Genomic DNA, 11,950 nt, shown 5'->3' with positions numbered 1-11,950 from the left:
TTTAATATTGGAATTAATAAAATTATTTCATATTCTTTTCAATAGTCTTAACAGGGTTAAGCCAAGTACCATTGTTAATAAACCAATTGTTGCATGGGTAACCGTGAGCATTAATGTACTTCTTAGTAGTCTTGGTTACGCCTAAATGAAGGTGACTACCAGTTAATTTACCAATTTTTTGGCCAGTTTTAACGGTTTGACCAGTTTTAACAGAAATGTCTTTCTTCTTGTTGAAACCTTCTTGGTAAATTTCAACATATTTATCAGGACTAACAACCCAAACGAACCAGCCTAAGCCGCTACCATAAGCAACTTTTTTAACAGTACCAGGGTGGATAGCTCTAACGGTTGAATGACCAACTTCACCCCAGCCAAAGTCCCAACCATCATGGAAGTAACTTAACGGATTAAATGAACGAGCGTAATTGGTGTTACCAAAAATTTGAGCATTGTACATAGGGTTAACACCATTTTTATCTAATTTTGCAAATGGATAGCCCCAGCTGTTATTTTCGACTTGTTCAGTTTGTTCAACATTAATATCTTTTTTCTTTTTAGCGGCTTCAGTAGTGCTTGCACTAAAAGTAAAACTAGAAGCTAAAGTTAAAAGAGCAGCGAATGTAAAAATTGATTTATTAAGTTTCTTCATTAATTAAAGGTCAACATATATAGCTGACCACCCCTCACTTTCTTTCATTTGCCAATTATTAATAAACATTATAGTTTTTGTATATGACAATTGTGTTACTAGCAAATTAAAGGCAAGTAAAAAAGCATCTTTTCATACGAAAAAATGCTTTTATTATTAATCTTCAATACCTAAGTGATCCATAATCAAAGCTGCAGTTTCTTCAATTGAGCGATGAGCTACATTGATCACGAAACAACCTAGCTTCTTGTAAAGATTTTGTGCTGATTCAAGTTCGGCATTGATTGAGTCCATGTTGGAGTATGTTGTATCAGGATTCAAACCATAGGAAATCATTCTTTGACGTCTGATTTCATTTAAAACAGAAGGATCATTTGTTAAACCAATGATCTTCTTAGGGTCGATTTCGTAAATCTCCTTTGGAATGTGAGTTTCAGGAACAAGTGGCAAGTTTGCAACTTTCAAATTCTTATTGGCAAGGAAGAGTGAAAGTGGCGTCTTTGAAGTTCTTGAAACACCGAGAAGAACAACATCGGCTTCAAGAAATCCTTTAGGATCTTTTCCATCGTCGTACATTACGGCAAATTCCATTGCAGAGATTCTGTCGAAGTATTTAGAATTAAGCTTGTGCTGTGCACCTGATTGTTCAGTTGGACGCATTCCTGTAACTGTAGACAAAGCCTCAACTGATGGGGATAGAATGTCTACAGTTTGAACTTTGTGTTCGCGAGCGAAGCGGATAATAGGAAGTTGCATTTCATCTTTAATTAAACTGTAGATAATAACAAGGTTAGGAAATTTTTCAATTTCTTCTAAAGTTTTAGTTAATTTATCCTTATCAGTAATAAATGGATAACGACGGTAGTTAATCTGTGCATCAGGAAATTGCGCTGCTGCAGCAGTAGCATTATTAAAAGCAGTATCACCGGCAGCATCAGAGATAATAATGATATTTACTTCCGGCTTATTATTTACGTTTTCTGGCATCATATGCACCTCTTTCTACTATTGATTATACCGAAATATGGTGTAAAATGAAATCGCTTAACTAAGTTTCGCTATGGTTTTATAACTTTTTAAAAAATTATTGAAAAAATTTATCATAAGCTATTGACCGAGAAACATGTTTTGCTATAATTTAATTAAACGTATGGCGTAACGCCAAGAAATGGAAGGAGGGATCACACATGGCTAAGACAATCGTTCACGAAAACGAGTCTATTGATGATGCTCTTCGTCGTTTCAAGCGTTCCGTTTCTAGAAGTGGTACCTTACAAGAATACCGTAAGCGCGAATTCTATGAAAAACCTAGTGTTCGCAGAAAGCTTAAGTCAGAAGCTGCACGCAAGCGTAGACATTATTAATATATGAAAAACTCACGTCTTTGACGTGAGTTTTTTTATACTTTTAAATATGTTATCAGACACATAAGTCTGTTATAATTTCTTTGTAGGTTTTATTTTGGAAAGAAGGAAACTACACAATGAGTTTATCTGAAGATATCATGGCAGATATGAAACAAGCATGAAGGATAAAGATAAAATTAAATTGAACACGGTGCGTATGATTAAATCTGCACTGATGAATGAAAAAATTAAGCTCGGTCATGAACTTAATCCTGATGAAGAATTAACTGTTCTTAACCGTGAAAAGAAACAAAGAGAAGAATCAATCGAAGAATTTGTTAAGGCAAAGAGAGACGATTTAGTTGAAGAAACTAAAAAGGAACTCGCAGTTGTTGAAAAATACATGCCTAAGCAATTATCTAAAGATGAATTAGACAAAATTGTTTCTGAAACTGTTGAAGAAGTAGATGCTAAAGGCAAGTCTGACTTTGGTAAAGTTATGAAAGCTTTAATGCCAAAGATTAAAGGACGTGCTGATGGTAAAGAAGCTTCAGCTTTAGTTCGCAATCACCTTAATTAGTAGAAGAGGGAGCGGGTTTATTTGGCTCAAACCAGTTTTATTCCTACAAATCCAGAAGATATTCAAAAGTTAGTTGGCGTTAATGACGGCAACTTGAAATTATTATCAGAAGGTTATGATGTCTCAGTTACTGATACCGGTAATGAAATTGTCATTTCGGGCGATAACGAAGAAGGCATTAAAAAGATTGTCCAAGTGTTAAAAGCATTAGACAGTGTCGTGAATACTGGCGTTAACGTTAGTGCGCCCGATGTTGTTAGTGCGATGAAGATGGCAGATAAGGTACTACTGAGTACTTTGCTGATTTATATAAGAAAGTTTTGATTAGAGATACTAAAGGTAGACCTATCAGAGTTAAAAATATGGGTCAAAAGCGCTATGTAGATGCCATTCAAAAAAATGATGTTGTCTTCGGCATTGGACCTGCCGGAACAGGTAAGACATTTTTAGCTGTTGTTTGTGCGATTGCAGCCTTTAAAAAGGGTGAAGTATCAAGAATCGTTTTAACAAGACCAGCTGTTGAAGCAGGGGAATCTTTAGGATTTCTACCCGGAGATTTGAAGGAAAAAGTTGATCCATATTTGAGACCAATTTACGACTCCTTATATGCTATTTTAGGTACTAATACCACCGATCGCTTAATGGAACGTGGCACAATCGAAGTTGCTCCTCTTGCTTATATGCGTGGGCGTACTTTAGATGATGCTTTTGTGATTTTGGATGAAGCTCAAAATACAACAGATGCACAGATGAAGATGTTTTTAACGCGTCTCGGTTTTAATTCGAGAATGATTGTTAATGGGGATATGACGCAGGTCGATTTACCGGGTCGCCAGCGTAGTGGTTTGATTGATGCTCAGCATATTTTAAAAGACATTAATCAAATCAAGTTCATTAACTTTTCAGCTAATGACGTCGTTCGTCACCCTGTTGTTGCAAAAATTATCAATGCTTATGAAAAAAAGGATGTTAGACATCAAAATGGATCCAATTGAGATTACTTATAATGATGAAGTCGGTTTTTTGAAGGATGAAAAACGTGATTGGCAAGACTGGATCATGAAATTATTGCTACTTGCTAAAAAAGAAATCGGCAAAAATAATAATTTAGAAATGAGTATTAATTTTGTTGATGAAGATCGCAGTCATGAAATCAATTTGAAGTATCGTGATAAAGATCGTCCAACTGATGTAATTTCTTTTGCTATTGAAGATGGCGAAGAAGGTATTGATATGTCAGCCTTTGAAGCAGATCCTGATTTTCAAGAAGATATTGGTGATTTATTCATGTGTCCAAGTGTAATTAAGAGACACAGCGTTGAGTATGGAACAGGATTTGATCGTGAATTTGGCTACACTATTGTTCACGGTTTTTTGCATTTAAATGGTTACGACCACATTAAACCAGATGAAGCAAAAGAAATGTTTGGTATCCAAGGTAAAGTTCTAGAAGATTACGGCTTGCCACTATATCCAGATCAATTAGACGTAGGTAGAGGTAGATAATGACTCAAGAAAAAAAGTTTAAATCAGGTTTTGTTGCTTTAGTTGGTCGACCAAATGTCGGTAAATCAACTTTAATGAATCGTTTAGTCGGTGAAAAGGTTGCGATTACTTCTAATAAACCACAGACCACACGTAATCGTATTTCAGGCATTTATACTGGCGATGATATGCAAGTTGTATTTGTTGACACGCCAGGCATTTTTAAACCACATTCTAAATTGGATGATTATATGGATAAGGCTAGTTTGACTAGTTTAAACGATGTTGACATGGTTTTGTTCATGGTTGAACCTGATGAACCTGGTAAAGGCGACCAATTTATTATTGAGCAATTAAAGCAAGTAAAAGTACCTGTTTTCTTAGTCATTAATAAGGTTGATGAAGTACATCCTGATAAGTTGCTTCCTATTATAGATGCTTATCGCAAGTTAGGGGATTTTAAAGAATATCTTCCTGTTTCAGCTACCGAAGGAATTGGTATTCCAGATTTATTAGATTCTCTTTACAAGAATTTGCCAGAAGGTCCTCAATATTATGGTTCAGATCAGATCACAGATCGCCCAGAATATTTTGTAGTTGCTGAAATGATTCGTGAACAAATTTTGCAATTAACTTCGCAAGAAGTTCCACATGCTACCGCAGTTGCAGTTGATCGCATGAATCAAAGAATTAACGGTAAATTACAGATTGAAGCTACCATCTACGTAGAACGTGACGGTCAAAAGGGTATTATCATCGGTAAAGGTGGAAAGATGCTCAAACAGATCGGTATTAATTCTCGTAGAGCAATCGAAGACCTCCTTGGTGAAAAAGTTAATTTGCGTTTGTGGGTTAAAGTACAACACAATTGGCGTTCAGATCCAAGCTTTTTAAAGTTAATTGGATACGACAAGAAGGAATTAGGTTAGGATGACGCGTGAACTTAAAGAAGTTCAGGGCATTATTTTCAAAAGACAGAAATATAAAGAAGCAGATTTGCTTGCTAAAATCATGACTAAAGAAAATGGCATAATTACTTTAGTAGTAAAGGGAGCTTTACGACCTAAGTCGAAATTAGGTGCAGCTACACTTAATTTTTCTTATGGTGATTATGTAATTTATACGAGTGGTCATGGTTTAAGCAATTTGCGCACGTATAAAGAAGTACGGCAATTCGATGGTCTTTATAATGATTTGACCAAGAATGCTTATGCTTCTTTTATTTTGGACTTAATTGATCATGCCTTTGTCGAATATCAGCCTCTTGGCAGATATTATGATTTGGCTGATTTTGCCCTGAAAAAAATCAATGATGGCGTTGATGCGGAAATGATCACACAGATTGTGCAAATGCAGTTGCTATCAGCTTATGGCGTTGAACCACAATTGCGACAATGTGTAATTTGTGGCAGGCAAAAAGGAATTTTTGATTATTCTATCAAACTGGGAGGCGTTATTTGCAGCGATCATTTTCGGACTGAAAATAGTCGCCTTCATTTAAAGCCAAAAGAAACTGCAATTTTACGGACGATAGGCTTGCTTCCGATTCAGCGTCTTGGCAATATTTCAATTAATGAAGAAACAAAAAAAGCGACGCGTAAAGCGATAGATCGTATTTATCGACAAACAATTGATTTAAATTTAAAGACAAAAAAGTTTTTAGACGAATTAAAATTTTTTTAGTAAGTAAATAACTAGTTTTACTTGCTCTCGTGTGGTAAAATCAGATGTGATTTGACAATGATGAGGATTTAGAAAAGTACTAGTTTAGCGAATGCCAGACGGTGAGAGGGCATCTAGGAAAAGGCACCTCTAGTCAAGCTAATTAAGAGCAGGAAGAACACTTCCTGAATTAGGGTGGAACCGCGATTATATTCGTCCCTATGCAATATTTTGCATAGGCTTTTTTTATGGCCTAGCGCAGGAGGGAAATGAAAGAAAATGGCAGATAAGAAATTAAACATTCAAACTATGATCTTTAAGCTAGAACAATTCTGGTCCTCTAAAGGTTGTATGATTATGCCTTCATATGACGTTGAAAAGGGTGCAGGTACTATGAGTCCTTACACTTTTCTTCGTGCAATTGGTCCAGAACCTTGGGCAGCTTGCTATGTAGAGCCTTCAAGAAGACCTGCAGATGGTCGTTATGGTGAAAATCCTAACAGATTATTCCAACACCACCAATTCCAAGTTGTTATCAAGCCAGCTCCAAAGGATATTCAACAATACTACTTGGACAGTTTAAAAGTTTTAGGTATTGATCCACTTGAACACGATATTCGTTTCGTAGAAGACAACTGGGCAAACCCATCAATGGGTTGTGCCGGTGTTGGTTGGGAAGTTTGGCTTGACGGTATGGAAGTTAGTCAATTTACTTACTTCCAAGTCGTTGGTGAATTAGATGTTAAGCCAACTATGAGTGAAATTACTTACGGTGTTGAAAGACTTGCTTCATACATTCAAGATGTAAACTCAGTATTTGACCTTGAATGGGGTAATGGTGTTCTTTACCGTGATATCTTTAAGCAACCAGAATATGAACATTCTAAGTATGCCTTTGAAGAATCAAATCAAGAACAACTTCTTAAGTTCTTTGATATTTATGAATCAACTGCTAAGCGTCTTCTTAGCCAAAACTTGGTTCACCCAGCATATGATTACATTTTGAAATGTTCACATACTTTCAACTTACTTGATGCTCGTGGTGCTGTTTCAGTTACTGAACGTGCAGGTTACTTATCAAGAATTAGAAACTTAGCTCACGAAGTAGCAGTTAAGTTTGTTGAAGAACGTGAAAAGCGTGGCTTCCCATTGCTTAAGAATGCAGAAGATAAGAAAGCAGGGATGGAAAATGGCTAAGGATTATTTATTTGAAATTGGTACTGAAGAAATGCCAGCTCACGTGGTTACCCGTAGTGTAAACCAACTTGCTGACAGAACTCGTAAATTTTTAAAAGAAAACGGCCTTAAGTTCAAGGATATCAAGACTTATTCAACTCCTCGCCGTTTAACTATTCTTGTTGAAGACTTAGCTGAAAAGCAAGATGATATCGACGAAGTAAAAAAGGGTCCTGCTAAGAAGATCGCACAAGATGCTGAAGGCAACTGGACAAAAGCTGCTCAAGGTTTTGCTCGTGGTCAAGGCATGACTACTGATGATATTTACTTTGAAGAACTCAAGGGTACAGAATATGCTTACGTTCACGTTAAAAAAGAAGGTAAGAAAGCAAGTGATATTTTACTCGGTATGAGCGATATCATCAAAGCTATGACTTTCCCAACTAAGATGCGCTGGGGTTCAAATGACTTTGAATTTGTTCGTCCAATTCACTGGCTTGTTTCATTGTACGGTAATGACGTAATTCCAGTTAAGATTTTGGATATTACTGCTGGTCGTAAAACCCAAGGTCACCGCTTCTTAGGTGATTCTGTCGTTTTAGCAAGTGCCGATGACTATGTTGATGCGTTAAAGGATCAATTTGTTATTGTTGATGCTAAGGAACGCAAAGACATGATCGTTAGTCAAATGAACGATTTGGTAACTAAGAATAACTGGAAGATTAAGGAAGACAAGAATCTTCTTGAAGAAGTTACTAACTTAGTTGAATACCCAACTGTCTTTGCAGGTTCATTTGACGAAAAGTATTTGAACATTCCAGATGAAGTTTTAATTACTTCAATGAAAGACAACCAACGTTACTTCGAAGTTTATGATGAAAATGGTAAGTTGATTAATCATTTCATCGCTGTTCGTAACGGTAACAAGAATTACCTTGATAATGTTATTTCAGGTAACGAAAAAGTTTTGGTTGCTCGTTTGGATGATGCACAATTCTTCTACGATGAAGACCGCAAATACCCATTAAGTCACTTTGTTGACAAGATGAAGAATGTTTCCTTCCACGATAAGATCGGTTCAATGGCTGAAAAGATGCAACGTGTACGTATTATCGGTAACTATCTTGCTAAGCGTTGGAATTTGGAAGAAAACGTTGTTAAAGACTTTGATCGTGCAAGCGAACTTTACAAGTTTGACTTAGTAACTCAAATGGTTGGTGAATTCGCCGAACTTCAAGGTGTTATGGGTATGCACTATGCACGTCTTGCTGGTGAAAATGAAGATGTTGCCGTAGCTATCAAGGAACACTACATGCCAACTACTGCAGAAGGTGAATTGCCAGAAACTACTGTTGGTTCACTTCTTTCAGTAGCTGATAAGCTTGATACTATCATTACTTTCTTCGGTGCAGGTATGATTCCTTCATCATCAAATGACCCATATGCACTTCGTCGTTATGCCTACGGTATTGTTAGAATTTTGCTTAACGAAAAGTGGTCATTGCCATTTAACGAAGTTTTACCAGAAATTGTTGATTTAATTAATGGCAAGACTCCAGCTAAGCTTCCTAAGCAAGGCGAAGAAGACGAACAAATTGCATTGTTTATTCGTGACCGTATTAAGCAATACTTGCAAAAGAACAGCTTTAAGTATGATATTATCGATGCTGTTCTTGCTTCAAGTCAACAAGATCCAAGTCAAATTCTTGCTGCAGCTAATGTTCTTCAACTTCACCATGATGATGAAGAATTTAAGCCAGTTGTTGAAAGTTTGACTAGAATTGACAATATCTTGAAGAAGGCTAAGTTCAAGGGTCAAACTGAAGTTGATGAAAGCTTATTCGATGACAACAGTGAAAAAGAATTATATGCTGGTGTTCAAGAATTAGCAGATATGGAAGATTTAGCTGACTTGTACGAAGGCTTTGTTCATTTGCAACCAGTAATTGACAATTACTTTGAAACCAACATGATTATGGCTAAGGATGAAAAGGTTAAGAATAACCGCTTGGCTCAACTTAATGCTGTAAGTCAATTAGCTGATCGTTTAGGTGACCTGAGCAAATTAGTTATTAAGTAATTATAAAAAGAATAGGTGATTCCATATGGCTGGATTGATTCCAGAAGATTTCATTAGTGAAGTTAGAGGAAATGTCAACATTGTTGATGTAATCAGCCAATACGTCTCACTTGAAAAGAAAGGCAAAGACTATATTGGTCTTTGCCCTTTTCATCAAGAAAAAACACCATCATTTACTGTTAATGAAGAAAAGCAATTTTTTAAGTGTTTTGGCTGCGGAAAAGGTGGCAATGTTTTTAAGTTCTTGATGTATAAGGATAACTTAACTTTTCCTGAGAGCGTGCAAAGGGTAGCGGAATTTACACATATTCCAATGCCTAGTGGCTACGGACAAAGTCAAGTTAAACTTAATCCGCTAATTAAGATGCATAAAGATGCGTGTGACTTTTATCATCATGTTTTGCTTACTACCAGAGCAGGTGAGCGAGGTATGAAATATGCGCGTGAACGTGAACTTAGTGATGAAATTCTCGAACATTTTCAAATTGGTTATGCTCCGAAGCAAGATAATCTTTTATTGACTTATTTGCATGATAAGGGCTATGAAGACGATGAATTAGCAAAAAGCGGTTTGTTTGTTGAATCACAAGATGGTTGCCTTTTTGATCGTTTTCGTGATCGTCTTATGTTTCCACTGGGAAACGAAAGTGGTCAAATTATTGGCTTTTCAGGTCGACGTATCTCCCAAGACAAGACTGAAGCCAAATATATGAATAGTCCTGAAACTGAAATATTTACTAAATCAAAAGTTCTTTTTCATTTTGCTGAAGCTAAGAAAGCAGCGCGAAGTGAGGGACATTTAATTTTATATGAAGGTTACATGGACGTGATTTCTGCTTATAAAGCTGGCGTACATTCGGGAATTGCTTCAATGGGTACTAGTTTAACCGATCAGCAGGTTTATATGCTAAGAAGAATTACACCCAATATCATTATTAATTATGATGGCGATGATCCTGGTGTTCATGCTGAAGAACGTGCTGCGCATATGTTTGAAAAGGTTGGCGGATTTAACTTAGGGATTGTTGTTCTACCTGAAAAACTTGATCCAGATGAATATGTAAAAAAATATGGTGCAGAAAAGTATCGGGATGAAGTAAAAGGGGCACTTTCACCAACTGACTTTTTCTTAAAGCGTTTAGCGCAAAAATATAATTTAAGTAATGATCGTGAAAGAATTACTTATTTAAGTGAAGCTGTTAAAGAAATTGCTCATTTATCAAATCCAGTTGAACAAGATATTTATCTGGAAAAAGTTGCAAAACAAGAGGGTGTATCAAAAGATTCGCTTAAGGTGAACTTGATGCGTGAACGACGCAGACAAAATCGAGCTAACCGACATAAAGGCAATCTGATGAATGAAATTGATACATTGCCAGATTCAGAACCTGTTGAACAAATAGAACAATATGATCCAGCACAGACAAGACTTCTTTATTTATTTATGAATTCAGAAGAAGCGCGAAATTATATTTTAGAACAAAGATTTTTATTCCCAGATCAAAATTATGCCCAATTAGCGGAATTATGGTTAAAATATATTGAAACTCATGAAAAAATTTCAACAAATGATTTCTTAGATTTTATTCCTGAACAACTTCAAGGTATAATAGTAAATGCTGAAATGACAGATATGCCTAAAGGCGACTCTTCTGCAAAAGAAATTAGAGATATTATTCGATCACTTAAAATGCGCAAAATCGATTCTCAGCTGAATGAGCTAAAAAATAAGATACAGGATGCCGAGCGCAGAAACGATGGTCAAGAAATATTACAATTAACTCAAAAAATTCTTGAGTTGAAGAGAGTCCAAGGGCAAAAGGAGGCTTTTTAGTGGCAAGAGTTGTAAGTGAGAGACCATCTTTAGACAAGATGGTTAAATATGTCGTTAAAGATGTTAAAAAGAGTAAGGAAATCACTGAAAAAGATTTCACTGACCGTTTGATTAAGCCATATAATTTACAAGGCAAAGCAGTTGATCAATTAGTTCAAGAATTTGAAGATAACGGTATTAGCATCGTTGACGAAAATGGTGAACCTTCAAAATTAGCCTTAAAGAAGCAAAAAGATGTAGAAAAGGCTGAACTTAAGAATATGTCAGCACCTTCTAGTGTTCGTATGAATGATCCGGTTCGTATGTACTTGAAGGAAATTGGTCGTGTTCCTTTGCTTAATGCCGATCAAGAAATTGCTTTAGCTAAGCGTATTGAAGCAGGCGATGAAGAAGCAAAACAAGAATTAGCAGAAGCTAACTTGCGTTTGGTTGTTTCTATTGCTAAGCGTTATGTTGGTCGTGGAATGTCATTCCTTGATTTAATTCAAGAAGGTAACATGGGGCTTATGAAGGCCGTTGATAAGTTTGATTACCGTTTAGGATTCAAATTCTCAACTTATGCAACTTGGTGGATTAGACAGGCTATTACTCGTGCGATTGCTGACCAAGCTCGTACTATCAGAATTCCTGTTCACATGGTTGAAACTATCAATAAGCTGATCAGAATTCAACGTCAATTGTTGCAAGACTTAGGTCGTGAACCAACTCCTGAAGAAATTGGTGCTGAAATGGATATGCCAACCAATAAAGTGCGTGACATTTTGAAGATCGCACAAGAACCAGTTTCTCTTGAAACTCCTATTGGTGAAGAAGATGACTCACACTTAGGTGACTTTATTGAAGATAAGGAAGCTACTAGTCCTGAGCAACACGCTTCTTATGAAATGTTAAAGGAACAATTGGAAGAAACTCTTGATACTTTAACTGATCGTGAAGAAAATGTATTGCGTCTTCGTTTTGGTCTTGATGACGGCCGTACTCGTACTTTGGAAGAAGTAGGTCGTGTATTTGGCGTTACTCGTGAACGTATTCGTCAGATTGAAGCTAAAGCTTTGCGTAAGCTTCGTCATCCAAGCCGTTCAAATCAATTACGCGATTTCTTAGATTAATTTTTTAAGACATGATAAAAGCACTGAGA

General features: G+C 36.3%; 10 protein-coding genes and 2 pseudogenes. 10 read left to right on the top strand and 2 right to left on the bottom strand.

Annotation, left to right across the window (positions count from 1 at the left end):
- Positions 1 to 22 precede the first annotated feature (22 nt).
- Both JCM6256_RS08415 and JCM6256_RS08410 read right to left on the bottom strand, forming a co-directional pair.
- Positions 23 to 649, bottom strand: a complete 627-nt coding sequence (locus JCM6256_RS08415; protein WP_025081251.1) for a M23 family metallopeptidase — start codon at positions 647 to 649, stop codon at positions 23 to 25.
- Between the two features lie 156 nt (positions 650 to 805).
- Positions 806 to 1,636, bottom strand: coding sequence for a pyruvate, water dikinase regulatory protein (locus JCM6256_RS08410; protein WP_025081250.1), 831 nt, complete (start codon positions 1,634 to 1,636; stop codon positions 806 to 808).
- A gap of 200 nt (positions 1,637 to 1,836) precedes the next feature.
- On the opposite strand from JCM6256_RS08410, the gene rpsU reads away from it, so the two are divergent.
- From rpsU to rpoD, 10 genes and pseudogenes are all read left to right on the top strand, one after another.
- Positions 1,837 to 2,013: a 30S ribosomal protein S21 gene (rpsU, locus tag JCM6256_RS08405; RefSeq protein ID WP_002880182.1), complete on the top strand. Its 177-nt coding sequence runs from the start codon at positions 1,837 to 1,839 to the stop codon at positions 2,011 to 2,013.
- 119 nt (positions 2,014 to 2,132) lie between these two features.
- A pseudogene (locus tag JCM6256_RS10170) lies at positions 2,133 to 2,575 on the top strand (GatB/YqeY domain-containing protein).
- A 21-nt stretch (positions 2,576 to 2,596) separates the two neighbouring features.
- Positions 2,597 to 3,570, top strand: a pseudogene (locus tag JCM6256_RS10165) (PhoH family protein).
- Positions 3,557 to 4,081 (top strand): rRNA maturation RNase YbeY, encoded by a 525-nt coding sequence (gene ybeY / locus JCM6256_RS08390; RefSeq protein ID WP_025081249.1) that lies wholly within the window; start codon positions 3,557 to 3,559, stop codon positions 4,079 to 4,081. Before JCM6256_RS10165 ends, ybeY begins: the two are co-directional and overlap by 14 nt.
- Complete coding sequence (era, locus tag JCM6256_RS08385; RefSeq protein WP_025081248.1) at positions 4,081 to 4,989, top strand: GTPase Era; 909 nt, start codon at positions 4,081 to 4,083, stop codon at positions 4,987 to 4,989. The genes ybeY and era overlap by 1 nt, the downstream gene beginning before the upstream one ends.
- Position 4,990: 1 nt before the next feature.
- Complete coding sequence (gene recO / locus JCM6256_RS08380) at positions 4,991 to 5,743, top strand: DNA repair protein RecO (RefSeq protein WP_025081247.1); 753 nt, start codon at positions 4,991 to 4,993, stop codon at positions 5,741 to 5,743.
- Positions 5,744 to 6,001: 258 nt separating this feature from the next.
- A complete protein-coding gene (glyQ, locus tag JCM6256_RS08375; RefSeq protein WP_025081246.1) occupies positions 6,002 to 6,919 on the top strand; it encodes a glycine--tRNA ligase subunit alpha in 918 nt (305 codons plus the stop codon).
- On the top strand, positions 6,912 to 8,978 hold the full coding sequence (gene glyS, locus JCM6256_RS08370; RefSeq protein WP_025081245.1) for a glycine--tRNA ligase subunit beta: 2,067 nt from the start codon (positions 6,912 to 6,914) through the stop codon (positions 8,976 to 8,978). Before glyQ ends, glyS begins: the two co-directional genes overlap by 8 nt.
- Before the next feature lie 25 nt (positions 8,979 to 9,003).
- Complete coding sequence (gene dnaG / locus JCM6256_RS08365) at positions 9,004 to 10,812, top strand: DNA primase (RefSeq protein WP_025081244.1); 1,809 nt, start codon at positions 9,004 to 9,006, stop codon at positions 10,810 to 10,812.
- On the top strand, positions 10,812 to 11,921 hold the full coding sequence (rpoD, locus tag JCM6256_RS08360; protein WP_025081243.1) for an RNA polymerase sigma factor RpoD: 1,110 nt from the start codon (positions 10,812 to 10,814) through the stop codon (positions 11,919 to 11,921). Before dnaG ends, rpoD begins: the two co-directional genes overlap by 1 nt.
- Positions 11,922 to 11,950 lie beyond the last annotated feature (29 nt).

Origin of the sequence: Lactobacillus hamsteri DSM 5661 = JCM 6256, from assembly GCF_000615445.1 — a bacterium.
GTDB lineage: Bacteria > Bacillota > Bacilli > Lactobacillales > Lactobacillaceae > Lactobacillus > Lactobacillus hamsteri.
Note: the sequence above shows the minus strand (reverse complement) of the source record. Positions and strands in the feature narration are given on the sequence as shown.

Excerpts from the sequence above, each read along its gene's own strand:
- JCM6256_RS08415 (WP_025081251.1), bottom strand. The coding sequence starts at position 649 with ATGAAGAAACTTAATAAATCAATTTTTACATTCGCTGCTCTTTTAACT.
- JCM6256_RS08410 (WP_025081250.1), bottom strand. The coding sequence starts at position 1,636 with ATGCCAGAAAACGTAAATAATAAGCCGGAAGTAAATATCATTATTATC.
- rpsU (WP_002880182.1), top strand. The coding sequence starts at position 1,837 with ATGGCTAAGACAATCGTTCACGAAAACGAGTCTATTGATGATGCTCTT.
- ybeY (WP_025081249.1), top strand. The coding sequence starts at position 3,557 with ATGGATCCAATTGAGATTACTTATAATGATGAAGTCGGTTTTTTGAAG.
- era (WP_025081248.1), top strand. The coding sequence starts at position 4,081 with ATGACTCAAGAAAAAAAGTTTAAATCAGGTTTTGTTGCTTTAGTTGGT.
- recO (WP_025081247.1), top strand. The coding sequence starts at position 4,991 with ATGACGCGTGAACTTAAAGAAGTTCAGGGCATTATTTTCAAAAGACAG.
- glyQ (WP_025081246.1), top strand. The coding sequence starts at position 6,002 with ATGGCAGATAAGAAATTAAACATTCAAACTATGATCTTTAAGCTAGAA.
- glyS (WP_025081245.1), top strand. The coding sequence starts at position 6,912 with ATGGCTAAGGATTATTTATTTGAAATTGGTACTGAAGAAATGCCAGCT.
- dnaG (WP_025081244.1), top strand. The coding sequence starts at position 9,004 with ATGGCTGGATTGATTCCAGAAGATTTCATTAGTGAAGTTAGAGGAAAT.